This is a genomic window from Pseudomonas sp. NPDC089743 (assembly GCF_044748785.1).
Lineage (GTDB): Bacteria > Pseudomonadota > Gammaproteobacteria > Pseudomonadales > Pseudomonadaceae > Aquipseudomonas > Aquipseudomonas putida_X.
Genome location: NZ_JBIVGS010000010.1, coordinates 112,015 through 135,375 on the forward strand (window position 1 = coordinate 112,015; position 23,361 = coordinate 135,375).

A 23,361-nucleotide genomic window follows, 5' to 3' on the forward strand; every position below is an offset into this window, starting at 1 on the left:
CGAAAGCAGAAGGGGCCGAGCACTTACGTGCCCGGCCCCTTTTGTGTCACATCAGCGCGATGACTGACTACTGCTTGGCTACCTTGGTGCTGGCACTGAGGTAATCGATCAGGATGCGACCCGTCTCGGACAGGTAAGCGTCGTCTTCGGGCTTGGTGTTTTCATCCTCGGTCGGCAGGGCGTCCTCGTCCTCTTTCTTCAGTTCCTTGAGCGGCTCTTCACCCTTGGCCTTGCGGCGGATGTTTTCCAGCGCCAGCTGCTTGGCTTCGATTTCATCGTGGCGGGCGCGGCGGTCCTGCTCGTTGAGGCTGACGGTCTTCTCATTCATCAGCTTCTGGGTCAGGGCCAGGCGGTCACGGATATAAGTGAACTCCGCGTCCTTGTCGCTGCGCGCTTCATGCTGCGCCTTGAGCTGCGCCAGGAAGGGCTTGAACGGGTCGGCCGCTGGCTTGACAACCGGGCGGATGGTGTCCCACGGCATGGCCTCGGGCAGGGCGCTTTCACCGATTTCCTTGGTGTCGATGATCGACGGGTAATCGATGTCCGGCAGCACGCCCTGATGCTGGGTGCTCTGCCCGGAAACCCGGTAGAACTTCGCCAGGGTCAGTTTCAGCTCGCCATGGTTGAGCGGCTGAATGGTCTGCACGGTGCCTTTACCGAAGGTCTGACCGCCGATGATCAGCGCGCGGTGATAATCCTGCATGGCGCCGGCGAAGATTTCCGAGGCCGAGGCCGAGAGGCGGTTGACCAGCAGCGCCAGCGGGCCTTTGTAGAAGGCGCCAGGGTTTTCGTCTTCCAGCACGTCCACCCGGCCATCGCTGTTGCGAACCAGCACCGTAGGGCCCTTCTCGATGAACAGGCTGGTCAGCTCGGTGGCTTCTTGCAGGGAGCCGCCGCCGTTGTTGCGCAGGTCGATGACCACGCCGTCGACTTTTTCCTTCTGCAGTTCGGTGAGCAGCTTTTTCACGTCACGCGTGGTGCTCTTGTACTCCGGGTCCCCGGCGCGATACGCCTTGAAGTCCAGGTAGAAGGCCGGAATTTCAATGATCCCCAGCTTGTAGTCACGGCCAGCCTGCTTGAGCTTGAGCACCGACTTCTTGGCCGCCTGCTCTTCAAGCTTGACCGCCTCGCGGGTGATCGACACCACTTTGCTGGTCTGGTCGCTCGGGGCATTGCTGGCCGGGATGATTTCCAGGCGCACGACCGAGCCTTTCGGGCCACGGATCAACTTGACCACTTCGTCCAGGCGCCAGCCGACCACGTCGACCATTTCCTTGTTGCCCTGGGCAACGCCGATGATCTTGTCGGCCGGGGCCACTTGCTTGGTCTTGGCCGCAGGGCCTGCAGGGACCAGGCGCACGATCTTGACCTGGTCATTGTCGCTTTGCAGCACCGCGCCGATGCCTTCGAGCGACAGGCTCATGTTGATGTCGAAGTTCTCGGCGTTGTCCGGCGACAGGTAGTTGGTGTGCGGGTCGTAGGACTGGGCGAACGTATTGATGTAGGCCTGGAAGATGTCTTCGGCACGGGTCTGGTTCAGGCGCGACAGCTGGTTCTTGTAACGCTTGGTCAGGGTTTCCTGAATCTGCTTGGGCTCTTTGCCGGCGATCTTCTGGCGCAGCACCTCATCCTTGACGCGTTTGCGCCACAGGTCGTCCAGCTCGGCCTGGTTCTTCAGCCACGGCGCATCCTTGCGGTCGATCAGCAAGGTTTCCTTGGTGGTGAAGTCCATCTTGTCGACGCCCTTGTTCAGCTCGGCCAGGGCGAAGTCCAGGCGTTGCTTGACGCGGTCCAGGTAGCGCTTGTAGATGGTGAAGCCAGGGTCGAGGTTGCCGCTTTTGAGGAAGTCGTCGAACTGGCGCTTCCACTTGTCGAACTCGGCGATGTCAGCCGCAGTGAAGTAGCTGCGCGCAGGGTCGAGCAGCTTGATGTAGCTGTCGTAGATGATCACCGAACGGGCGTCATCGAGCGGCGGCTTGCTGTAATGGTGACGTTTGAGCAACTCAACCACATTGAGACTGGCGACGATTTCGTCACGGTCCGGCTGCAGGCTGTCCCATTTGTTGGCGGCCGACGCATTGCCGCCGAGCGTGAGGCTACCCAGCCCGATCATCAGGGCCAGGGCGGTGCTTGGAAGGAAATGCTTCATGCTGATTCGACGTGGAGGCAATTGATCACGCATAGTAGGCCGTCTTTTCCGTTGCCGGTTCCATGGAGCCGGGCAAATACTGCAAAAAGCCAGGGGCGTGGGTACCCCAGGCTCAGTCATGTCAATCAACTATGGAGGCACTGTGAAGGCATTGCAAGGCGAAGACGGACATGTGGAGTGGGTCGAGGCCGAGCGCCCGGCCCTGGATGCCGGCCAGGTACGCATTCGCGTGGCTGCGGCGGGCCTGAATCGGGCCGATCTGCTGCAAATGAAGGGGCTTTATCCGCCACCGCCCGGCGCCAGCCCTTACATGGGCCTGGAATGCGCCGGGGTGGTGGAAGAGGTGGGCGCGGGTGCCGACTGGCGGGTAGGCGACCGAGTGTGCGCGCTGCTGGCCAGCGGGGCCATGGCCGAAGAAGTGGTGGTCGATGCCCGCCATGTGCTGCCAGTACCCGAGGGCCTGACCCTGCACGAGGCCGCAGCGCTACCCGAGGTCTACGCCACCGCGTGGCTGAACATTTTCCAGTTGGGCGCAGTGAAGGCTGGCGAGAAGGTGTTGGTACACGCCGGTGCCAGTGGCGTCGGCTCGGCCGCCATCCAGTTGTGCAAGGCGTTCGGCAACCCGGTGTACGTCAGCGTTGGCTCGCAGGACCGCCTGGCGTACTGCCAGGCACTGGGCGCGACGGGCGGGGTGGTGCGCAATGAAAACCTGGACGCGCTGGAGGGCATGGGCCCGTTCGACGTGATTCTCGACCCGGTGGGCGCCAGCTACGGGCAGCTCAACCTCAAGCTGCTGGCCCGCGATGGACGCTGGGTGATCATCGGCCTGATGGGCGGGCGCACGGTTGAACTGGACCTGGCGCAGGTGCTGGGCAAGCGCCTGGAAATCACCGGCTCCACGTTGCGCAACCGTGACGACGGGTTCAAGGCCGAGCTGCTGCGCGAGTTGCAACAGCAGGTGTGGCCGTTGTTCAGCGAAAAGCGTTTGTCGCCGCAGCTGGTGGACACCTACCCGGTCGAGTTCGCCCAGGCAGCCTATGCCGAACTCGAGAGCAATCAGGTGTCGGGCAAGCTGGTGATGGTGATCGACCCTAGCCTGGCGTGAGATTGCCGGGGCTGCTTTACGGCCCAACCGCGACACCAGCCCGCTGCTGCAAGGGCGTGCAAGCCCCTGCAGCAGCCTTGGGTCGCGATTGGGGCGCAAGGCGCCCCTGCGGCCCTCAAGACCAGCTCAAGATTGGCCAGCCATTCTTCTCGGCATGCTCGCGCAGCACCGCATCAGGGTTAACTGCATGCGGGTGATCAACCTTCAGCAACAACGGCAGATCATTGCGCGAGTCGGAATAGAAGCTCGCTCCCTCCAGGTTTTCCTGTTCCTGGTCCAGCCACTCCAGCAAGCGGGTGATCTTGCCCTCACGGTAAGTCAGCACCCCATGGGTCTTGCCGGTATACACCCCGTTCACAGCCTCCAGCTCGATCGCCAGGTACTCGTCCACGCCTAACCGCGCCGCAATCGGCCCGACCAGGTGGGTGCCGGAAGCAGAAATGATCAGGATGCGGTCGCCACGCTTGCGGTGCTCGGCGATGCAGCGGCAGGCATCACCGAAAATGATCGGCTCGATGACATCCTCCACCCAGGGTTCAACCAGGTGCTCGACTTCTTCCAGGGTGCGCCCGGCAATCGGCTCCAGGCTGAAGGCCATGTACTCCTCCATCTGCAGGTGGCCTTTGCCGTAGGCCTCCATCAGGGCATGGTCGCGGCGCAGGAACTCCTTGCCGTCGACCCAGCCCAGCCGCGCCATCTGCTCGCTCCATAGCGACGCGCAGTCGCCGTGGATCAGGGTTTCGTCCAGATCGAAAATTGCCAGTGCCATGCGTTGAGTCTCCTTAGGCCACTTCCCGTAGCGCCGTGGGGTCGATCGACAAGGATACCCGTTGGCCGTCCGCGTGCAGATCGGCCGATGAGCGATTGAGCACATCCACCACCAGTTCCACGTCACGCACCCGTACCCGGTAGCGGATCACATTGCCGAGCAGGCTGTGGCTGCGCACTTCGCCGTCCCGTTCGCCCTCCAGGCTCAAGGTGATCGACTCGGGGCGAATCGCCAGGCGGCTGGTCACCGGGCGCTGCAGCAGGCGGCTGGCGCTTTGCGGGTCGAGCAGGTTGTAGTTGCCGATAAAGCCGGCGGCGAACAGGTCCACCGGTGCCGTGTAAAGGGTTTCGGCATCGCCGCTCTGGACGATACGCCCTTGGTTCATCAGGAAGATGCGATCAGACATGGTCAGCGCTTCTTCCTGGTCATGGGTAACGAAGATGGTGGTCAGCCCCAACTCGCGCTGAATGGCGCGGATCTGCTCGCGCAGGTGCTTGCGAATACGTGCATCCAGCGCCGACAACGGCTCGTCCAGCAGCAGCAGGCGTGGGCGGGTGACCAGCGAGCGGGCCAGGGCCACACGCTGGCACTGGCCGCCGGACAGCTGCTGCGGGTAGCGCCCGGCAAAGCTGCCCAGCTCCACCAGGTCCAACGCCTCGCGCACCCGTACCTGAGTGTCACTGGCCTTGACCTTCTGCATGCGCAGGCCAAAGGCGACATTCTGCTCCACGGTCATGTTGGGGAACAGCGCATAGCTCTGGAACACCATGCCGATGCCACGCTTTTGCGGGCTCAGCGGCACGATATCCTGGCCATCGAGCAGGATCTGCCCGCCGTCCACCGGGGTCAGCCCGGCGATGCAGCGCAGCAGGGTGGACTTGCCGCAGCCGGAAGGGCCGAGCAGGGTGACGAATTCGCCGCGTTCGATGTGGCAGTCGATCTGTTCGAACACCGGGGTCCCGGCATAGCGTTTGTGCAGTTTCTGTACGCTGACGAAGCTCATGTCAGGTCTTGTCCTTGTTCAGGCGGTTGGCGACCCAGGTGAGTACCAGCACGAAGGCGAAGTACGAGATCACCAGCGCGCTGTTGAAGTGGCCGCTGCTGTTGCGCATGTTGTTCAGGTACACCTGCAGGGTTTCGTAGCGCGTGCCGACCAGCAGGTTGGCGAACACGAATTCGCCGAACAGGAACGAGAACGACAGCAGCAGCGCCACCATCAGGCCTTTGCGCAGGTTGGGCAGCACCACCAGGAACGCCGCCTGCCAGGTGCTGGCGCCGAGCAACTGGGCGGCGTCCATCAGGTCGCGCAGGTTGATCGCCTGCAGGTTGTTGGTGATCGCCCGGTACATGAACGGCAGGGCGATGGTGAAGTAGCAGCCGATCAGGATCCACGGCGTGCCGACCATGGCCATCGGCCCGCTGCCGTACAACTGCAGCAGGCCCACCGAGGACACCACCGGCGGCACCGCGAAGGGCAGCAGGATGAGGATGTTCATCAGTGCATCGAGCCTGGGGAAGTGGTAGTGCACCACGAACAGCAGCGGCAGGATCAGCACCACCGACAGTAGCAGCGCGCCCAGGCACACCAGCAGCGACTGGCCGAAGGCCGCGAGAAAGCGCGGCTCGCCCCACAGCGCCACGTACCACTTCAGGGTCAGGCCGCTGGGCAGCAGGCTGGCTGACCAGCTGGTGGCCAGCGAGTAGAGCAGGGTACCGGCCAGTGGCAGCAGCAGGATGAGAAACAGCAGGTACACCACGACGCGGTGGTAGAGGCTGCCGGCGCTCGGCCTGGTTGAGCGGTTAGCGTGCATGGTAGCTCCGTTTCAGCAGCCATTGATGAACGAGCGTGACCACCGTCATCAAGCCCACCAGCACCATGGCCAGCGCGCTGGCCAGGTTGGGGTCCAGGCTGATGTCACCGGCCACCAGGCCGGCGATGCGGATCGGCAGCACGTTGAAATTGCCGGTGGTCAGCGCATACACCGTGGCATACGCGCCCAACGCGTTGGCCAGCAGGATGACGAAGGTGCCGAGCAGGGCCGGTGTCAGCACCGGCAGGCCGATGTGCCGCCAGTATTGCCAGTGGCTGGCGCCCAGCAACGCGGCCGATTCGCGCCAGTCTTCGCGCAGGGCATCGAAGGCCGGGTAGAGCAGCAGCACGCCCAGGGGGATCTGGAAGTAGGTGTAGACCAGGATCAGGCCGTTGCTGGAGTAGATGCTGAAGTCTTCCAGCAGGCCAATCTGCTTGAGCAGCAGGGTCAGCGCCCCATTGAAACCCAGCAGGATGATGAACGCGAAGGCCAGCGGCACGCCGGCGAAGTTGCTGGTCATGTTGGCGAAGGCGCTGACGAAGTCGCGCAGGCGCGAATCGACCTGGCGCAGCGAGTAAGCACCGAGGGTGGCGATGATGATGCCGAACAGGCTCGACCAGAAGCTGATTTCCAGGCTGCGTTGCAGTGCCTGCAGGTAGAACTTCGAAGCGAACACTTTGCTGAAGTTGGCCAGCCCCCAGCCCGCCTCCGACTGCACGCTGTTGATGGCCACCCAGGCCAGCGGGGCGATCTGGAAGATGACGAAGAACACGGCAAACGGCAGCAGGCAGAGCAAGGCCAGGTAGCGCCCGCGGGCGCCGCCACTCACTTGAGCAGCTCCCGGCAGACCGTCTTGTCGTGGGCAACGTCAAGCAACTCGCAGATGGTGCCGCATAGCTCGGTCTGCAGCGGCTTGGCGGCCGGGTCGAGGCTGAAGGCGTCGCCAAACACGAACAGCGGTACTTCACGCTCCTCGGCCAGCAGGCCGTTGTGCGAACGGTCGTTGTTCATGCCGTGGTCGGCGGTGACCAATACCTGGTAGCCCTCTTCAAGCCAGTGCGGCAGGTAGTCGGCCAGCAGGATGTCGGCGCTGCGCGCAGCGTTTCGGTACTGGCTGCTGTCCAGGCCGTGGCGGTGGCCGGTGTCGTCGATGCTCATCGGGTGCACCAGCAAAAAGTTCGGCGCATGCCGGCGGCGCAGGTACTCGGCGTCGGCCAGCAGGTGCGAGTCGGGGTAACGGTCGTCCCAATAGAACAGGCCATGCTGGATCGGCAGCTTTGGCGCGTGGGTATGGCGGTCGCGCTGCGGGTCGAAAGGCGAGCGGTTGTACAGTTCGCTCATCCAGTGATAGGCCGCCGCCGCGGTGCCCAGGTTGGCCTCGCGGGCGTAGTGGAACACGCTGCGCTGGTTGGACAGGCGGTTGACGTTGTTGTGCACGATGCCGCTGTCGATCGGCGCCACGCCGGTGAGGATGCACTCGTACAGTGGCCGGGACAGCGAGGGCAGCTCGCATTCCACCCGATACAGCGCGGCACGGTCGGCTTCGACGTACGCGTGCAGGTGGCCCATGGCGTGGTGCGCGACCTGGTGGTTGAGGCCGTCGAGCAAGACCAGGATGACGTTGTGTTGCATGGTGGCTCCCAGTGGAGCTGCAAGCTTCAAGCTACAAGCTGCAAGCACACGCCGGCATGTCGAACACCGGCTTGTACTTGCAGCTCGCGGCTTGAAGCCTGAAGCTTCTTCATTCCATCTCGATGATGACTTGCTCCTGCCACATCTGCGGCAGCTTTTTCGAGGTCGTTTCCCATACCTCGGGGTTCTTGATCGGCTGCGCAGCGCCGTACTGCTCATTAGGCAGCAGCTTGGCCTGCACGTCCGCCGGCAGTTTCAGGTGCTCGGCGCGGATCGGCCGGGCATGCCCCTTGGCCAGGTTGATCTGCCCGGCATCGCTGAAGATGTACTCACGCGCAAGCTTGGCCGCATTGGGGTTCTTGGCGTACTTGTTGATGATGGTGGTGTAGCCGGAAATGACCGAGCCGTCCGACGGGATCAGCACTTCGAAGCGTTTCGGGTCGATCTGGTCGCGGTAGCTCAGGCCGTTGAAGTCCCATACCACGCCCACCTCGACCTCGCCTTTCTCCAGGGTCTGGATGGTTGGGTTGGCCAGCGACAGTCGCTTCTGCTGGGCCAGCTTGGTGAACAGCTGAAGGCCCGGGGCGACGTTGCCCTCATCGCCCTTGTAGGCGATGGCTGCGGCCAGCACACCATTGGCGGCCTGGGCGGCAGTGCTGACATCACCGATGGCGACCTTGTACTTGCCTTTTTCCAGGTCGTGCCAGGTTTTAGGGCGTTCTTCTTCCTTCACCAGGTCCTTGTTGATGATGAAGGCGATGGTGCCGGTATACGCCAGCGCCCAGTGCCCATCCTTGTCCTTGGCCCACGCCGGCACCTGGTCCCAGGTGCTTGGCTTGTACGGCTGGCTCACACCCTTGGCCACCGCAATCGGGCCGAAGGCGGCCCCGACGTCACCGATGTCGGCGCTGGCGTTGTCCTTCTCGGCATCGAACTTGGCGATTTCCTGGGCCGAGCTCATGTCGGTGTCGGTGTGCTTGAGGCCGTACTTGCTGGCCAGGTCTTCCCAGGTGCCTTTCCAGTTGGCCCAGGCATCGGGCATGCCCACGCTATTGATCGTGCCTTCCTTTCGGGCGGCGTCTTCCAGGGCCTTGAGGTCGGTGCCGGCGGCCATGGCCGAGGTACACAGGGCCATGGCCGAGCCCAGCAGTGACGCCATGAACAACTTTTTCATCCGAAGCTCCTTTGGTGGGTGCCTTGCGCGATCGTTGTTATGAGTGAAGCCTTGCTTGGCAAACCTTTGGTCTAGGTCAGCAAACCTTGCGCCAAGGTAGGCCGGTTGCGTGACAATTTGATGTAAGGGAAGGGGTGAACCCCGGTGCTGCCGCTTCCTGCGAATACAGCGTAGACCAGATCGCAAGCCCCGATTCACAAGGCTTGGCCCGAATCTGGCAGTGCCCTGATCAAGCGTGTAACGGCGCTTTGTCACAGCATGTTCATCAGCCCTGCCTAGGCTTGCACTATTCTCCAAGTGCCCTGTTCTGGGGCTGGACTAGTCCAGATAGGTAACCCTTGATGCAGTCGACGCCACCGCGTGCGGTAACAGCCATCTGCCATGCCTTGCAGGAGCAGATCGAGCACGGCCTGCTGGCGCCGGGCGGCAAGCTGCCGTCCGAGCGCAAGCTCAGCGAGGTGTTCGATACCACCCGTATCACCCTGCGCGAGGCCCTGGTGCAACTGGAAGCCCAAGGGCTGATCTACCGCGAAGAGCGGCGCGGCTGGTTCGTCGCCCCCGAGCGGCTGACCTACGACCTGATCGAGCGTAGCCATTTTCATGCGATGGTGCGCAGCCAGGGGCGGGTGGCCAGTACCGAACTGCTTTCGGCCCGGTTGCAACCGGCATCGGCGGCCATTTGCGCGCGGCTGCACCTGCCGGCGCTGTCCAGCGTGATCCGCATCTGCCGCTTGCGGCGTATCGATGGGCGGGCGGTGCTGTATGCCGAGCATTACCTCAACCCGCGCTACTTTCCCGAAATCCTCGAACATGACCTGGCGCAGTCGCTGACCGAGATCTATGGGCGGGTCTATGGCATCCGCTATGGGCAGGTGTGCTTTGAAATCCTGCCCACGGCGTTACCCGTGGCGGCGGCGGCGGCCTTGAAGGTGTCCACCGGCAGCCCGGGGCTGCATATCACCCGGGTCAACAGTGACCAGCATGGGCACCTGATCGACTGTGACCTGGAGTACTGGCGGCATGATGCGATCTGCATCCGCGCCCAGGCGGGCTAGTGGCTGCTCTGCAGGCCCGCGCAGGGGCTAACTGGCAGCGCCGCCGGCCTCTGCCATCGCGCCGCCGCCCGCCGTCACTACCTGCACCGACAAACGTGGCGTCGCCAGGTCCAGCCCTGCGGCATCCAGCTGGCGCTTCAAGGCCAGGTTGAACGCCCGCGACACTTCCCATTGCTTGATGGGCGCGGTCTTGAAGCGTGCCCGCAGAATCGCCGACCCCGACTCGAAACTTTCCACCCCTTGCAGCTCAAGGGGTGACCAGATATTGCGGCGCATCAGTGGATCGTTGCGCAGTTTCTGCCCCACTTCGCGGATCAGCGTGATGGCCTGGTCGATATTCATGCTGTGCGGGATGGCCACCCGGAAGATCGCATAACCGAACTCGCGCGAGTAGTTCTTGATGCTCTTGATCTCGCTGAACGGGATGGTGTGCACGATGCCATCGATGTCACGCAGGCGTACGGTGCGGATGGTCAGGCCTTCGACGGTGCCCAGGTGGCCGCCCACATCGACATAGTCGTCGATGGCCAGGGAGTCTTCGATGATGATGAACAGGCCGGTGATCAGGTCGGCCACCAGCGACTGCGCGCCGAAACCGATCGCCAGGCCGATCACACCGGCACCGGCCAGCAGCGGCGTGACGTTCATGCCCATGTTGGCCAGGGCGACGATCAGCGCAATGATGAAGATCACCACGAACATCACGTTGCGGATCAGCGGCATCATGGTTTGCGCGCGGGCATTGGCCAGGCCACGACGCGAACCCACCAGCGCGTGGTGCACGGCCGTGTCGGCCAGGATCCACACCAGCCAGGCGACAATCAGCGTGCCGGCCAGGCCAAGCAGGCGCAGGCTGACTTCATGCCCCTCACCTTCGGCAAAGCTGATCATCGACTGGCCCCACACGCGCAGCCCCAGCTCGATGAACACCAGCCAGATGAACAGGTGCACCAGCACATAAGCGAAGTTGCGCAGGCGCTCGGTGTACACCGCCTGACGCTTGCTGGCGCGCTTGGGGTTGGCCGCGTGGCGGCGTACCAGGCCGTTGAGCACCATGCACAGCACCACCAGTACCGTGCACATCAGTGACTGGCGCAGCGCAGTGCTGGTGTCGCCGGCCGACACGAAGGTGGCGAACAGCGAGATCGCCACCAGGATCATCGCCGGTATGTACCAGAAGCTGCCGAGGATTTCGATGGTGTCGCTCAGGGTGCGCCGGGTCAGGCGCCGCGACAGTGGCTGGTTACGGATCAGGTGGGCGATCGGGCGGCGGAAGCGCAGGATGAACAGCCCGGTGCACAGCGCGGCAATCACATTGGCCAGGGTGGCCAGGGTGTGCGCCAGGTGCGTGCCAAGGGCGACGGTCAGGCGTGGGTCGCTCATCGCTTCGCCAAAGGCGGCGAAGCTGCCGATCAGCCACAGCGGCCTGAAGGCCTGGTGGCGCAGGATGTGCAATGCGCGGTGGCGGTGCGGGCCGTCGAGCAACGAGAAGGCGATCACGCAGATGGCCGAGAAGCAGGTGCCCACCACCAGCGCATAGGCCAGCACCATGGCCATGGACTTGCCGAGCGAGGAGGGCAGGGCAAAGCTCAGGTACACCGTGAACACCAGCGCCACCAGCCAAGGCCCGAGCTTGCGCAGGGCGAAGCGCACCAGGTCCCAGGGGCGCGGGTGCTGTGGCAATTCCTCGGTCAGCCCGAAGCGCACTCGCACACGGTGGCTGATCCAGTTGAACGCATAGGCCAGCAGGCTCCACACGGCGATGATCGCGGCAAAGCCGAACAGGATCGCCGGCCATTGGTGTACGGGCACCACCAGTGCCGCCAGCTCCGCCTGGGCCTGGTCGATTTCCAGCGTCCAGCGGTGGAACGGGCTGGCGTCGCCGCTGAACTGCTTTTCGAAATCATGCAGCGCACCGCCTATCAACCCCAGCACGCCCTGTTCGACGGTGGGTTGCGACTGCTTGGTGGCGTCACGCAGCTTTTTCAGGTCGGCCAGCAGCTTGGCGCGTTGCTGGTCGTTCTCCAGGTTCTTGATCACCTCGTCCAGCGATTTGCCCAACGGCTCGGTGGCTTCCGGCTGGGCCGGCGCACTGGAACCAAGCAGGCCGGGCAGGCCGGCCGCCTGTACCGGGGCGATGAACAGAAACAGCAGCAGGGCAAGGCAACGCAGAAGGGCTGGCACCGGGAAATCTACCTCAGGTCAAACGATTGGCCGAGTGTAGAGGTTTATGTGGGGAGTTTCTCCAGGATCTTCCAGCAGGTGAGGCCGAAGATGCCCAAGGTGCCGATCCACATCATCAGCACACCGACGTCGCGCTCGCGCAGGCTGAAGCCGATGGTCAGCAGCATCAGGAAACCGAACACGGGGACGAACAGGGACAGGAAAGGGGACATGACGGGCGATCCTTCTGCACGTGAGGGGATGCTTTAAGCATAGTGCGCAAACGGTGGAACAGCTTGATGTGCGTCAGCTTATGTTTATGGCGTTTATATTCTGGTTATTTTTCCTACATGTTTATCAGATCTCTTTCCTACAAAGAATAGCTTCGCTGTGTCGATAACAGTATAGGGCCCGCAAAAAGTCTGCCTTTCCCCTGTAGAGGATTAGTCATGAAAATGTTGATTAAGGGACTTTCGCTCGCGTTGGTCGCGATACACAGTATGTCGTTGTATGCGGCAAACAATGAAGCGACGGTGTTGATAGATAATAAAACCAATGCGATTGCTAGGCTCTGTACGAAATCCCGAGAAACCTAATCGTCGCTCCTCTAGCGCTGAGATTTTGTAGAGTCACGTGCCATTAACGGAAAGGAATTCTGTGATGGCAAGGCGCTACGAACTCACGAACGAGGCCTGGGATGTGGTCTCCGATCTCTTCATCGAAACCCATGGTCGAGGCCGGCCTCGACTGAGCGACCGACTGATGCTCGATGGCGTGCTGTGGGTGCTCTGCTCAGGTGCTGCATGGCGAGATATGCCAGAGCGCTTCGGCCCATGGTCAACGGTGTATCAACGGTTTCGGGGCTGGCGAAACCAAGGGACTTTCGAGCAGATGCTCAAACGTCTGCACCTGCGATTGAATGAGCAGGGCTTGATCGATCTGCAAACCTGGATGATCGACTCAACCGCAGTACGCGCAACCCGAGCCTCATCTGGCGCCGGGAAAAAAGGGGGCCTGACGAGCCTGCCGATCATGCTCTAGGCCGCAGTCGCGGTGGCCTGACAACCAAAATCCACATGCTCTGCGACGCCAACGGAACACCGCTGCGCTTTCTCCTCTCTGGCGGTCAAGCCAGTGACATCAGCTACGCACAACCACTGTTGGACGAGGTCAGCATTCCATCGAGCCAACGTGGCCGCCCGCGCAAGCGCTGCAAATGGCTGCTCGCCGACAAGGGCTACGACGCCGAAGCGCTACGCCGCTACTGCGACCAATATCGAATGCAACCCGTCATCCCGCTGCGCTCGATGAAGCGCAAGCCCAAGCCTGGCTTACCAAGACTATTTGACCGGCCCAAATACCGACAGCGCAACATCATCGAGCGCATGTTCGGCTGGCTGAAAGAGAACCGCCGGATCGTGACCCGCTTCGACAAGCTCGCAAAAAGTTATGCTGCCATGGTCTCACTGGCTTGCTCCATGCGGTGTTTGCGACATCTCTTTTCGTACAGAGCCTAGCTATACGCATGAACACATGACCGGGACCTCCAGTCCGCTCATGTCAGCTGTCAATCCTAATACTGTCGCGACTTAAAGGGTTACCAGTTACGCGGATTCGGTATCAGGAATGCGCTTTGTGTACACAGCCGGCAGCAAGAAGTGTCGCTTCTCTGTTTCTCACACAGCGACGCCGCCTGGTTATTTGCCATCCTGGAAAAAAGAGGCTGTTTCCATTGGCTCGACGCGAGCCAGTTGTACCGTGAAGATGGAGCGAATTGAAAGTCGGATGCCCTACAATTATTCCGTCAGGTTCACCCTTCAGTAAAACATGAAGAGCGCTCCTTGGCGGGCGCTCCACTTATTTCCAAGCGACCTGAGAACCACGATGAAAATTACTACAACGCCCTATGTGCCTGTTGTTCGTGATATGCCTGCCTCATCGGCTGCCAAGCCCGCGGCTGCGCCCCCCCAGGATGAAACCGTCACCTTGTCAGCGCAAAGCAAAGCCTTAGCGGCAAAGGATGCCGAGGTCAGTGCCCTGCACAAGCGAATCTATGGGGATCCAAGTTTGGGCGTACGGGTACAGACAAAACTTCAGCATGCGGGGTACCAAAAATTCAGCCAGACCGAGCCGCCGCAGGGCTATTCCGGTCAGGAAGCGGAGCGCTTTCAACGTGCGCTGGACTATCTCAACCACCGGCACGGTGCGAAGACTGACGCGCAGAATCCATTTGCAAGCCTGGGCAGAGATGCGCTGGTGGCGATTATTCAGGACGAGCGGTCCTACTCTGAGGAAGAGCGGTACGCGGCAGAACTAGCGAAGTCTGATCTGGACGAAGCCTTCTTTTCACGGCTGATCCAGTACTCCGACACGACAGGGGACTCCCGCCCACTGATGAAAGGTTACTTGGAGTACCTGAACAACTTAACGCCGGTGGAACGGCTCAATTACCCGAGCAATGAGGGCGATAAAGTCGCCGGGCGGCTGGCTCGCCTGGAGGAGGAACTTGGCAGCCTCCCCGAAGGCTTCTCCCTCTGGCAATACATGAACTGGGCCCCTGAAGGCCGCCTCGACCTCGACGCGCTGCTGAACCCCGCGCCTTCGTCGGCACCGCCCGCCGCCACTGAAGGGGCGGGCGATGCAGGAGGTCAGGGCAGTTCGCGGCTGCGGTAGAACGCGGTCAACACCTTCACCAGGTGCGCGAGGTCATGGCTGCCGCACAGTTCACGGATCGAGTGCATGGCAAAGGTCGGCAGGCCGATGTCGACCGTGCGCACGCCAAGGTGGCTGGCGGTGATCGGGCCGATGGTCGAGCCGCAACCCATGTCGCTGCGCACCACGAAGCTTTGCACCGGTACTTCTTCGGCCATGCACAGGTGGCGGAAGAACCCGGCGGTTTCGCTGTTGGTGGCGTAGCGCTGGTTGTTGTTGACCTTGATCACCGGCCCTGCGTTGAGCTTGGGCCCGTGGTTGCCGTCATGCTTGTCGGCGTAGTTGGGGTGCACCCCGTGGGCATTGTCGGCCGAGACCATGAGCGAGCGCTGGATGGTGCGCACGTAGGTGTCGCCGTCCGGCAGCAGGCGCTGCAGGGTTTGCTCGAGCATCGGGCCGTCGGCGCCGCAGGCCGAGCAACTGCCGACTTCTTCGTGGTCGTTGCACACCAGCACGCAGGTTTCGTCACTGTCAGCGGCCAGCAGCGCCTGCAGGCCGGCGTAGCACGACAGCAGGTTGTCCAGGCGTGCCCCGGCGATGAAGTCACCGTTCAGGCCGATCAATGCGGCGTCCTGGGTGTCGTAGAAGCTCAGTTCGTAGTCCAGCACCACATCGGCATTGAGCTGGTGCTCACGGGCCAGCTGCTCGGTGAGCAGGGCGCGGAAGTCGATGCGCTCGTCGCCGGCCACTTGGGCGAGGATCGGCGGCAGTTCGTTCTGTGGGTTGATCTGCCAGCCTTCGTTGGCCGTGCGGTTGAGGTGGATGGCCAGGTTGGGAATGATGGCGATCGGCAGCTTGAAGTCGATCAGCTGGCTTTCGACCTTGCCATCACGCCGGAAGGTCACGCGCCCGGCCAGCGACAGGTCACGGTCGAACCACGGCGCCAGCAGGGCGCCGCCGTACACTTCCACACCCAGTTGCAGAAAACCTTGGCGCTGCAGCTCTGGCTGCGGCTTGACCCGCAGGCACGGGCTGTCGGTGTGCGCACCGACCATGCGAATGCCCCCGAGCAGCGGTGCTTGTTTGCCCAGGTTGATGGCGATTATCGAAGAATCGTTACGGGTGACGTAATAGCGGCCGCCAGGCACCGTGGCCCAACTGTCACGCTCGTCCAGGCGCTGGTAGCCGGCCGCTTCCAGGCGCAGGGCCAGGCTGGCGGTGGCGTGAAAGGGCGTAGGGGAGGCCTTGAGAAAATCAATCAGACCGGTGTTCAGTGCTTCACGCATAACTCACTCCAATTCGAGCTGCAAGCTTGAAGCTTCAAGCCGCAAGCTGCAAGCCTCAAGCCTCAAGCCTCAAGCTGCAAGCTGCAAGCTGCAAGCTGCAAGCAAGAGCAGACCGCGGTGTAAGCTCCAACGCGATCTGCTTTCGCTTGAAGCTTGAAGCTTGAAGCTTGAAGCTTGAAGCTTGAAGCTTACCGCTTAAACAGCGCAGGGCACTTGGGCTTCAAGCCACAAGCCGCAAGCAAGAGCAGACCACGGAGTAAGCTCCAACGCGATCTGCTTTTACTTGCAGCTTGTAGCTTGCAGCTTGCCGCTTAAAAAGGCGCAGGACATTCGAACTTCAGTCGTTCGCCGGAAACGGGGTGGGTGAAGCTCAGCATTGCTGCATGCAGGCACAAGCGATCATGCGCCGCCAAGGCTTCGGGGTTGGCATACAAACGGTCACCGAGCAGCGGGTGCCCGATCGACAGCATGTGCACCCTCAACTGGTGCGAACGGCCGGTGATTGGCGTCAACTCCACCCGGCAGTGGTCGCCGCAACGCTCAAGGATGCGCCAGAAGGTCAGGGCGTGTTTGCCTTGCTCATGGTCCACCACATGGCGTGGCTTGGTGGGCGGGTCGTAGCGCAGGGGCAGGTCGATGCTGCCGCTGTCCAGCACCGGCTGGCCCCAGCACAGCGCGGTGTAGGCCTTCTCCGTCTCGCGGTCGTGGAACTGGCGCGACAGCTCGCGGTGGCTGTCGGCATCGCGGGCCAGCAGAATGATGCCGGAGGTTTCCCAGTCCAGGCGGTGGACGATCAGCGCATCCGGGTAGCCGTTTTCCTGCAGGCGAGTGATCAGGCAATCCTTGTTGTCATCGGCGCGGCCTGGCACCGACAGCAGCAGGGTCGGCTTGTTGACCACCAGGATGGCGGCGTCTTCATGAAGGATCTGGACGTTCGACAGCGGCATTACGGGTTCTCGGTCAAATCGGGGAAAACCATTGGGGCCGCGTTGCGGCCCATCGCCGGCAAGCCGGCTCCCACACGTACCGCGCAGGCCCCGTAGAAGCCGGCAAACCGGGTTCCAGAGGTACAACGCAGACCCTGTGGGAGCCGGCTTGCCGGCGATGGGCTGCAACGCAGCCCCAATGATCGAGCCAGTTCGCTGTATCAGCGCTCAGGCAACGTGATGTTCAGCTCCAGAATCGAGCAACTACCCTGGTTTTCCAGTTCGATGTGCACATCATCACTACCGATGTTCACATACTTGCGGATCACCTCGAGCAGCTCTTTTTGCAGCGCCGGCAGGTAGTCCGGTTCGCTGCGCTGGCCGCGCTCATGCGCCACGATGATCTGTAGACGCTCTTTCGCCACCGACGCACTGGTCTGTTTCTGTCTGCCACGAAAGAAGTCAAAAAGGTTCATGGTTTATTTGCTCCCGAAAATGCGCTCGAAGAATCCCTTCTTCTGTACATCGATGAAGCGCATCGGCTTCTCTTTGCCCAGCAGGCGGTCGACCGCATCGCTGTAGGCCTGGCCGGCATCGCTCTGATCATCGAGAATGACCGGGATACCTTGGTTGGACGCCTTGAGTACCGCCTGCGACTCCGGGATCACGCCCTTGAGCTTGATCGACAGAATCTCTTCCACGTCGGCCACGCTCAGCATTTCGCCCTTGACCACACGCTCCGGGTGGTAACGCGTGATCAGCAGGTGTTCCTTGATCGGCTCTTCCCCGTTTTCGGAGCGGCGCGACTTGCTCGACAGAATGCCCAGCATACGGTCGGAGTCACGTACCGAAGACACTTCAGGGTTGGTCACGACGATGGCTTCGTCGGCGAAGTACATGGCCAGGTGCGCGCCTTTCTCGATACCCGCCGGCGAGTCGCAGATGACGTACTCGAACTGTTCTTTGAGGTCCATCAGAACCTTTTCAACGCCTTCCTGGGTCAGCGCGTCCTTGTCGCGAGTCTGGCTGGCGGCCAGTACGTACAGGTTCTCCAGGCGCTTGTCCTTGATCAGGGCCTGCTGCAGGTTGGCTTCGCCGTTGACCACGTTGACGAAGTCGTAAACCACGCGGCGCTCGCAGCCCATGATCAGGTCGAGGTTACGCAGGCCCACGTCGAAGTCGACGATGACCGTCTTGTGGCCGCGCAGTGCGAGGCCGGTGCCGATGGCGGCGCTGGTGGTGGTCTTGCCCACACCCCCCTTGCCGGAAGTAACGACGAGAATCTTGGCCAAGGTGTTTCACCCCTAAATAAGTCGGGACAGGCGTCCCAGCAAAATGCAAAAAAACGGCAACAGGTAAAAAAGTTGCTCTAAAAATGACGGCAAGTATCCGTTAAAGACGGGTGATGTTCAACACGTCACCAGACAGGCTGACTTGCACGCCGCCGCCCCACAGCGGGTCGCGGCGCAGGTCCTCGCAGACCTTGTACTGGCCAGCGATGGAGACCATTTCGGCGGTCATCTGCTGGCAGAAGATACGGGCCTTGGTGTTGCCTTTGATGCCGGCCAGGGCACGGCCGCGCATGGCGCCGTACACATGGATGTTGCCATCGGCGAGAAGTTCCGCACCCGGGCTTACCGACCCTGTGACCACCAGGTCGCCACCCTGAGCATAGATCTGCTGGCCGCCACGTACAGGCGAAGTGATGATCCGCGTCGGGCGGATTTCCGGCTCTGCAGCGGGCGCCGGTGCCGGCTCGGGCTTTTTCACTTCCGGCTCTGGCTCCAGCGGACGCTCACGGGCGCCGGAGGGCGGCAGTACCGGCAGGTCGATGGCGATCGCCGCAGCGATGTCCTCGATGCGGCTGGCACGGATCGCCAAGGTCCGCAGGCCGTGGTGACGGCAGATGCGCATCAGCCCGGGCAGGTCGATCGCCCCTTCGTCGGCTGGCAGCTTGTCCAGCGCCAGCACCAACGGCGTATTGCTGAAGAAATTGGGGGCCTGGGCCACTTTCGCCGCCAACTGGCGGTCGAGGGCTTCAAGGTCGTTGCGCCCCAGCTCCAGCACAGTGATGGCGAGCATGCTGCCCTTGAGCTGGAACACGGAGGCGGTGTCGGGTGTGTGGTTTGGGCTCATGGTCTGCATAGACGGCTTGTTGCGGAAAAAGTGCCCTGACTTATAACGATAAGACCGGTTGGCCGCAACCGGCGCCGATCCGATGTAGAATGCTCGGCCTTTGACTTACCGGAAGCTTCAATGGAACGCCCGCGTTTTCGTCCCTATTTCCTTCACCCCAGGTTCTGGGGCCTGTGGCTGGGCCTGGGCCTGCTGTGGCTGGTGGTGCAGTTGCCCTACCGCGCCCTGCTGTGGCTCGGCGCTGCCCTGGGCGCGCTGATGTACCGGGTGGCCGGTGAGCGCCGACGCATCGCTGCACGCAACCTGGAACTGTGTTTCCCCGAGATGTCCGTCGACGAACGGCGCCGTTTGTTGAAGGCGAATTTCGCCTCCACCGGCATCGCCTTCTTCGAAATGGCCATGAGCTGGTGGTGGCCCAAGGCCAGGCTGGCGCGCCTGGCGCACATCGAGGGCCTCGAGCACCTGCAAGCCGCGCAACAGGCCGGGCAGGGCGCGATCCTCATGGCCGTGCATTTCACCACCCTGGAGATCGGCGCCGCCTTGCTCGGCCAGGTGCACACCATCGACGGCATGTACCGCGAGCATGGCAATGCGCTGTTCGACTTCATTCAGCGCAGCGGCCGTGAGCGTCACAACCTCGATTCGCTGGCCGTGGAGCGTGAAGACGTGCGCGGCATGCTCAAACTGCTGCGTGCCGGGCGCGCCATCTGGTATGCGCCCGACCAGGACTACGGCGCCAAGCAGAGCCTGTTCGTGCCGTTGTTCGGCATCCAGGCGGCAACGGTCACCGCCACCACCAAGTTTGCCCGCCTGGGCAAGGCGCAGGTCATTCCCTTCACCCAGAAGCGCCTGGAGGATGGCAGTGGCTATCGCCTGGTGATCCACCCGCCGCTGGAAGGCTTCCCCGGTGAAAGCGAAGAGGCCGATTGCCTGCGCATCAACCAGTGGATCGAAGGCGTGTTGCGCGAGTGCCCCGAGCAATACCTGTGGGCGCACCGGCGCTTCAAGTCGCGGCCTGAAGGTGCGCCGCGGCTGTATGACAAGAAAAAGCGCTGACCATGTGGCAGCCGGCTTGCCGGCGATGAGGCCAGCGCTGGCAGTCAAAGATCCTGGGAGCAAGACATGGCCCCACCCCCCACCACCGGCCTGATCCTCTCTGGCGGCGGCGCCCGCGCCGCCTACCAGGTCGGTGTTCTGGCCGGCATCGCTGAGCTGCTGCCTGCCGGCGCAGCCAACCCCTTCCCGGTGATCGTCGGCACCTCGGCCGGCGCCATCAATGCCGTGACCCTGGCCAGTGGCGCCATGCGCTTCAACGAGGCGGTACACAGGCTCACCGCCTTCTGGCAGAACCTGGGCAGCCACCTGGTGGTGCGCAGCGACTGGCCGGGTGTGATCCGCCAGGCCAGCCGCTTCGTCGGCCACAGCCTGCTAGGGCTGGGCGGCCAAGCACCGGTTGCGCTGCTCGACAGCAGCCCGCTGCGCGGCCTGTTGCAGGCGCACATCGACCTGGATGGCATCACCCATGCCCTGGCCAGCGAGCAGCTGCGCGCGATTGCGGTCACCGCATTCGGCTACGAGTCTGGCCAGGCGGTGACCTTCTACCAAGGCCGCGGCACCATCGACGCCTGGCTACGCCACCGCCGCCTCGGCGTGCCCACGCCATTGACCGTTGACCACCTGCTGGCCAGCGCGGCTATCCCGCTGCTGTTCGCCCCGGTCCGGCTCGGTGACGAGTACTACGGCGACGGCGCGGTACGCCAGTCGGCGCCGATCAGCCCGGCGCTGCACCTGGGGGCCAGCCGCGTGCTGGTGGTCGGCGTCAGCGGCAACCCGCAACGGCCAGCACCGCCGTTGCCGCCCCAGCGCGTGTTCAGTGGGCACCAGCCAAGCCTGGCGCAGATCGCAGGGCATATGCTCAACAGCACGTTCATCGACAGCCTGGAAGGCGATATCGAGCTGTTGCAGCGCTTGAACCACCTGAGCCGCCTGCTGCCGGCCCACCTGGATGCGCGACGCCTGGGGCTGGCGCCGATCGAGGTGCTGGTGGTGGCGCCCAGCCAGCCGCTGGACGAAATCGCCGCGCGGCATCGGCGTGAGCTGCCGGCGGCGCTACGGGTGTTCCTGCGCGGCCCGGGGGCGACGCGGACCAGCGGGGCGGGGGTGTTGAGCTACCTGCTGTTCGAGGCCAGCTATTGCAGTGAGCTGATCGAGCTGGGGCGGCGGGATGCGCTGACCAAGCGGCGGGAGCTGGTGCAGTTTCTGGGGCTGTAATCGATGGGGCCGCCGTGCGGCCCATCGCGACACCAAGCCGCCTTTACGGCAGCGCGTTACTCGGCAATCTGCAGCTTGCGCGACTGGGTATACACATACCGGACCTTCTCATACTCGAAGGGCGAGTTGAGCTGGCCATAGCGGAATTTGGTGGTGTAGCGCTTGTCCACCGCGCGCAGCAGGAAGATTTCCGGATGATCGGTGCTCACCTCGGCCATGTTCAGGTAATTGATCGCCTGTTCGCCGGCGTAATCCACCACCACCCCGGTGGTATCGCGCAGGTTCGACGGCCCCAGTACCGGCAGCATGATGTACGGGCCATCAGGCACGCCATAGAAGCCCAACGTCTGGCCAAAATCCTCGCTCTGGCGCGGCAGGCCCATCTTGGTCGCCGGGTCCCAGAGGCCACCCACACCGATGATGGTATTGAACATCAGCCGTGCGGTGATCTCTGCCGAACGCTTGGCCTTGAGCTGCAGCACGCTGTTGAACAGGTTCGGCACATCGCCCAGGTTGTTGAAGAAATTGCTCACCCCGGTGCGCACGAACCGGGGCGTGACGTACTGGTAGCCGTCCACCAGCGGCAGCAGCACCCACTGGTCCAGGCGGTAGTTGAAGTGGTAGATGCGCCGGTTCAGCGACTCCAGCGGGTCGTATACGTTGAGCGCCGCCAAGGTGGAGCGTTCGAACTCGCGCTGGTCCAGGCCTGGGTTGAATTTCAGTTCGCGCAGCGGGTCGATGAACCCGTCCGCTTCGGGGGCCAAAGGTTGGGCGGTAACCTGAGGGTCGGACTCGATCACGCTGGTGCGCGGCGCGGTTTCCGCGGCCAGGGCATTGCCGGCAAACAGCAGGGCGGTGGCGAAGAGGAATTTGTTAACCACGGAAGAACTCCAGCATGGCGTCGCTGTTGACGCGGTAGTTGAGGTTGCCGCAATGGCCGCCATGGGGGTAAAGGGTCAGGCGATCACCGAACACCTTGCGCAGGAAACCGATATCGCCCGGGCCGAGGATGACATCGTCGGCATTGTGCATCACGGCGATTTTCGGGCTGTTGCGCAGGTAGTCCTCCAGCGCGTACAGGCTCACCTGGTTGACCAGTTGCAGGATGCTGTTGCCGTCGGTGCGGGCGCGCCACATCGGGATCACCTGCTCAGTCATGTAGCAGTCGAAGTCGCATTGCAGGGCACGCTTGAAGAACGGCGTAAGGCTGCTGCCTTCGGTGATTGGGTACTTCGGCGGGATGATCAGGCCGCGCCGGTTGATCAGGTCCGAAGTGAAGGCGATATCGGCCGCCGAGAAGCGGAACGAGGTGCCGATCAGCATCGCCATCTGTTCGTTGGACAGGTGCTGACGCGACTGCTGGAAGTCATACAGCAGGGCTTCGTTGAGGTCGATGTAGCCCTTGTCCTGGAAATAGCGGGTGAGCTTTTCCAGCATCAGCTCATAGAACGTGGTGCTGCGGTCGATGCCTTTGACCTGGGTCTGTACCAGTTTGTCGAGGTTGTTGATCGAGGTGTACAGGTTGACCGGCGGGTTGAGCAGCAGCACACGCTTGAAGTTGAAGCTGCGACGGGTTTCATCCAGGTGGCTGACGAACGCTGCGTCCAGTGCGCCCAGGCTGTAACCGGTGAGGTAGTACTCGCTGATCGGCAGGCGTGGGTGCTGGGCACGTACGGCTTGCATCACCCGGTACATGTCTTCGGCGTCTTCCCGGCTGATGCCCGGGGTGGCGAAGCGCGAGGCGGCGCTCATGAAGTCGTAGCTGGTCGGCGACGACAGCTGAACCACGTGGTAACCGGCCTGGTAGAACAGCTTTTTCAGGTATTCGTTGATGGTGCTCGAATACGGTGCGCCGGTGCCGGCGATGATGAAGATCAGCGGCGCTTCATGGTCCTGGCGAGCCAGTCGGTACTTGAGCTTTTTCACTGCCCAGAAGTTGTCGGGCAGGGTGAACTCACGCTCCGGGCGCAAATTCAGGCTGTAGTCGCTCTGGTCGATTTCGTCGTCGCTGGGCAGCGTTGGTCGCTGATCGGGCGGCGTCGTGGCGATCGTCGCCTCGAACGGGTTGGTCAAGGGGAAGCCGTAGGTCGCGGCGTCGATGTCGCGCGCAGAAGCGGCCACAGCCATGAGCAGGCCGCCAAGAAGGGCGGCTAGGCGCCAATATCGAAGCATGTAATCCCCCAGAAAGAACGCGAGCAAGGTACTGCGCTACGCAGGCTAGGACCACAAGTG

Annotated in this window: 22 protein-coding genes; 6 read left to right on the forward strand and 16 right to left on the reverse strand. The window is 62.5% G+C overall.

The features are described 5' to 3' along the window. Positions 1-67: 67 nt before the first annotated feature. Positions 68-2,149 (reverse strand): carboxy terminal-processing peptidase, encoded by a 2,082-nt coding sequence (locus ACIPZC_RS18165; protein ID WP_241802814.1) that lies wholly within the window; start codon positions 2,147-2,149, stop codon positions 68-70. A 142-nt stretch (positions 2,150-2,291) separates the two neighbouring features. Here ACIPZC_RS18165 and ACIPZC_RS18170 point away from each other — a divergent pair, with 142 nt between their 5' ends. Continuing rightward, positions 2,292-3,254: an NAD(P)H-quinone oxidoreductase gene (locus ACIPZC_RS18170; protein ID WP_241802815.1), complete on the forward strand. Its 963-nt coding sequence runs from the start codon at positions 2,292-2,294 to the stop codon at positions 3,252-3,254. Positions 3,255-3,369: 115 nt separating this feature from the next. On the opposite strand, the gene ACIPZC_RS18175 is transcribed toward ACIPZC_RS18170, so the two are convergent. The 6 genes from ACIPZC_RS18175 to ACIPZC_RS18200 all read right to left on the reverse strand — a co-directional run bounded on the left by ACIPZC_RS18175 (position 3,370) and on the right by ACIPZC_RS18200 (position 8,640). Continuing rightward, positions 3,370-4,023, reverse strand: a complete 654-nt coding sequence (locus tag ACIPZC_RS18175; RefSeq protein ID WP_400628581.1) for an HAD family hydrolase — start codon at positions 4,021-4,023, stop codon at positions 3,370-3,372. 13 nt (positions 4,024-4,036) lie between these two features. Further along, positions 4,037-5,026, reverse strand: a complete 990-nt coding sequence (locus tag ACIPZC_RS18180; RefSeq protein WP_400628583.1) for an ABC transporter ATP-binding protein — start codon at positions 5,024-5,026, stop codon at positions 4,037-4,039. Position 5,027: 1 nt separating this feature from the next. Continuing rightward, positions 5,028-5,834, reverse strand: a complete 807-nt coding sequence (locus ACIPZC_RS18185) for an ABC transporter permease (protein WP_267821797.1) — start codon at positions 5,832-5,834, stop codon at positions 5,028-5,030. Then, the gene (locus tag ACIPZC_RS18190; RefSeq protein WP_267821799.1) at positions 5,824-6,663 is read right to left on the reverse strand and encodes an ABC transporter permease subunit; all 840 of its coding nucleotides are present in this window, start codon (positions 6,661-6,663) and stop codon (positions 5,824-5,826) included. The genes ACIPZC_RS18185 and ACIPZC_RS18190 overlap by 11 nt, the downstream gene beginning before the upstream one ends. Continuing rightward, on the reverse strand, positions 6,660-7,466 hold the full coding sequence (locus ACIPZC_RS18195) for an alkaline phosphatase family protein (RefSeq protein WP_400628586.1): 807 nt from the start codon (positions 7,464-7,466) through the stop codon (positions 6,660-6,662). The genes ACIPZC_RS18190 and ACIPZC_RS18195 overlap by 4 nt, the downstream gene beginning before the upstream one ends. Positions 7,467-7,575: 109 nt before the next feature. Continuing rightward, on the reverse strand, positions 7,576-8,640 hold the full coding sequence (locus ACIPZC_RS18200; RefSeq protein ID WP_349976040.1) for an ABC transporter substrate-binding protein: 1,065 nt from the start codon (positions 8,638-8,640) through the stop codon (positions 7,576-7,578). A gap of 341 nt (positions 8,641-8,981) precedes the next feature. Here ACIPZC_RS18200 and ACIPZC_RS18205 point away from each other — a divergent pair, with 341 nt between their 5' ends. Next, complete coding sequence (locus ACIPZC_RS18205; RefSeq protein ID WP_241802823.1) at positions 8,982-9,695, forward strand: UTRA domain-containing protein; 714 nt, start codon at positions 8,982-8,984, stop codon at positions 9,693-9,695. Positions 9,696-9,722: 27 nt separating this feature from the next. Here the strand turns inward: ACIPZC_RS18205 and ACIPZC_RS18210 are convergent, their stop codons facing one another. Continuing rightward, positions 9,723-11,879 carry a mechanosensitive ion channel family protein gene (locus ACIPZC_RS18210; RefSeq protein WP_400628589.1) on the reverse strand — a complete coding sequence of 719 codons (2,157 nt, stop codon included), beginning with the start codon at positions 11,877-11,879 and terminating at the stop codon, positions 9,723-9,725. 44 nt (positions 11,880-11,923) lie between these two features. Continuing rightward, positions 11,924-12,091, reverse strand: a complete 168-nt coding sequence (locus ACIPZC_RS18215; protein WP_012313193.1) for a hypothetical protein — start codon at positions 12,089-12,091, stop codon at positions 11,924-11,926. 427 nt (positions 12,092-12,518) lie between these two features. On the opposite strand from ACIPZC_RS18215, the gene ACIPZC_RS18220 reads away from it, so the two are divergent. Together ACIPZC_RS18220 and ACIPZC_RS18225 are read left to right on the forward strand one after the other, a co-directional pair. After that, positions 12,519-13,375 (forward strand): IS5 family transposase gene (locus tag ACIPZC_RS18220; protein WP_400628591.1). Its coding sequence is split into 2 segments (ribosomal slippage): positions 12,519-12,860 and positions 12,863-13,375, totalling 855 coding nucleotides; the frame shifts between segments, so codons are not numbered across the junction. A 367-nt stretch (positions 13,376-13,742) separates the two neighbouring features. After that, positions 13,743-14,531 carry a hypothetical protein gene (locus ACIPZC_RS18225; protein WP_400628592.1) on the forward strand — a complete coding sequence of 263 codons (789 nt, stop codon included), beginning with the start codon at positions 13,743-13,745 and terminating at the stop codon, positions 14,529-14,531. Here ACIPZC_RS18225 and ACIPZC_RS18230 read toward each other — a convergent pair. The 5 genes from ACIPZC_RS18230 to minC all read right to left on the reverse strand — a co-directional run bounded on the left by ACIPZC_RS18230 (position 14,507) and on the right by minC (position 18,867). Continuing rightward, positions 14,507-15,796, reverse strand: coding sequence for a M18 family aminopeptidase (locus ACIPZC_RS18230; protein ID WP_241802829.1), 1,290 nt, complete (start codon positions 15,794-15,796; stop codon positions 14,507-14,509). The two genes, ACIPZC_RS18225 and ACIPZC_RS18230, sit on opposite strands and share 25 nt — an antisense overlap. Before the next feature lie 311 nt (positions 15,797-16,107). Beyond that, complete coding sequence (locus ACIPZC_RS18235; RefSeq protein ID WP_400628595.1) at positions 16,108-16,743, reverse strand: RluA family pseudouridine synthase; 636 nt, start codon at positions 16,741-16,743, stop codon at positions 16,108-16,110. A 200-nt stretch (positions 16,744-16,943) separates the two neighbouring features. After that, complete coding sequence (minE, locus tag ACIPZC_RS18240; RefSeq protein WP_241802832.1) at positions 16,944-17,198, reverse strand: cell division topological specificity factor MinE; 255 nt, start codon at positions 17,196-17,198, stop codon at positions 16,944-16,946. 3 nt (positions 17,199-17,201) lie between these two features. After that, entirely contained in the window at positions 17,202-18,014 is an 813-nt protein-coding gene (minD, locus tag ACIPZC_RS18245) for a septum site-determining protein MinD (RefSeq protein ID WP_012313198.1), read from the reverse strand. Between the two features lie 100 nt (positions 18,015-18,114). Further along, positions 18,115-18,867 (reverse strand): septum site-determining protein MinC, encoded by a 753-nt coding sequence (gene minC / locus ACIPZC_RS18250; protein ID WP_349976044.1) that lies wholly within the window; start codon positions 18,865-18,867, stop codon positions 18,115-18,117. Between the two features lie 111 nt (positions 18,868-18,978). Here minC and ACIPZC_RS18255 point away from each other — a divergent pair, with 111 nt between their 5' ends. Further along, complete coding sequence (locus ACIPZC_RS18255) at positions 18,979-19,914, forward strand: lipid A biosynthesis lauroyl acyltransferase (RefSeq protein ID WP_241802836.1); 936 nt, start codon at positions 18,979-18,981, stop codon at positions 19,912-19,914. A 66-nt stretch (positions 19,915-19,980) separates the two neighbouring features. Then, entirely contained in the window at positions 19,981-21,129 is a 1,149-nt protein-coding gene (locus tag ACIPZC_RS18260) for a patatin-like phospholipase family protein (RefSeq protein WP_400628598.1), read from the forward strand. 56 nt (positions 21,130-21,185) lie between these two features. Here the strand turns inward: ACIPZC_RS18260 and ACIPZC_RS18265 are convergent, their stop codons facing one another. Both ACIPZC_RS18265 and ACIPZC_RS18270 read right to left on the reverse strand, forming a co-directional pair. Then, a complete protein-coding gene (locus tag ACIPZC_RS18265; protein WP_267821821.1) occupies positions 21,186-22,010 on the reverse strand; it encodes a VacJ family lipoprotein in 825 nt (274 codons plus the stop codon). Further along, on the reverse strand, positions 22,003-23,301 hold the full coding sequence (locus ACIPZC_RS18270; RefSeq protein ID WP_241802847.1) for a serine/threonine protein kinase: 1,299 nt from the start codon (positions 23,299-23,301) through the stop codon (positions 22,003-22,005). The genes ACIPZC_RS18265 and ACIPZC_RS18270 overlap by 8 nt, the downstream gene beginning before the upstream one ends. Positions 23,302-23,361: the final 60 nt, after the last annotated feature.

Excerpts from the sequence above, each read along its gene's own strand:
- ACIPZC_RS18185 (WP_267821797.1), bottom strand. The coding sequence starts at position 5,834 with ATGCACGCTAACCGCTCAACCAGGCCGAGCGCCGGCAGCCTCTACCAC.
- ACIPZC_RS18235 (WP_400628595.1), bottom strand. The coding sequence starts at position 16,743 with ATGCCGCTGTCGAACGTCCAGATCCTTCATGAAGACGCCGCCATCCTG.
- ACIPZC_RS18180 (WP_400628583.1), bottom strand. The coding sequence starts at position 5,026 with ATGAGCTTCGTCAGCGTACAGAAACTGCACAAACGCTATGCCGGGACC.
- ACIPZC_RS18215 (WP_012313193.1), bottom strand. The coding sequence starts at position 12,091 with ATGTCCCCTTTCCTGTCCCTGTTCGTCCCCGTGTTCGGTTTCCTGATG.
- minE (WP_241802832.1), bottom strand. The coding sequence starts at position 17,198 with ATGAACCTTTTTGACTTCTTTCGTGGCAGACAGAAACAGACCAGTGCG.
- ACIPZC_RS18270 (WP_241802847.1), bottom strand. The coding sequence starts at position 23,301 with ATGCTTCGATATTGGCGCCTAGCCGCCCTTCTTGGCGGCCTGCTCATG.
- ACIPZC_RS18255 (WP_241802836.1), top strand. The coding sequence starts at position 18,979 with ATGGAACGCCCGCGTTTTCGTCCCTATTTCCTTCACCCCAGGTTCTGG.
- ACIPZC_RS18195 (WP_400628586.1), bottom strand. The coding sequence starts at position 7,466 with ATGCAACACAACGTCATCCTGGTCTTGCTCGACGGCCTCAACCACCAG.
- ACIPZC_RS18260 (WP_400628598.1), top strand. The coding sequence starts at position 19,981 with ATGGCCCCACCCCCCACCACCGGCCTGATCCTCTCTGGCGGCGGCGCC.
- minC (WP_349976044.1), bottom strand. The coding sequence starts at position 18,867 with ATGCAGACCATGAGCCCAAACCACACACCCGACACCGCCTCCGTGTTC.
- ACIPZC_RS18225 (WP_400628592.1), top strand. The coding sequence starts at position 13,743 with ATGAAAATTACTACAACGCCCTATGTGCCTGTTGTTCGTGATATGCCT.
- ACIPZC_RS18165 (WP_241802814.1), bottom strand. The coding sequence starts at position 2,149 with ATGAAGCATTTCCTTCCAAGCACCGCCCTGGCCCTGATGATCGGGCTG.
- ACIPZC_RS18230 (WP_241802829.1), bottom strand. The coding sequence starts at position 15,796 with ATGCGTGAAGCACTGAACACCGGTCTGATTGATTTTCTCAAGGCCTCC.
- ACIPZC_RS18200 (WP_349976040.1), bottom strand. The coding sequence starts at position 8,640 with ATGAAAAAGTTGTTCATGGCGTCACTGCTGGGCTCGGCCATGGCCCTG.
- ACIPZC_RS18205 (WP_241802823.1), top strand. The coding sequence starts at position 8,982 with ATGCAGTCGACGCCACCGCGTGCGGTAACAGCCATCTGCCATGCCTTG.
- ACIPZC_RS18175 (WP_400628581.1), bottom strand. The coding sequence starts at position 4,023 with ATGGCACTGGCAATTTTCGATCTGGACGAAACCCTGATCCACGGCGAC.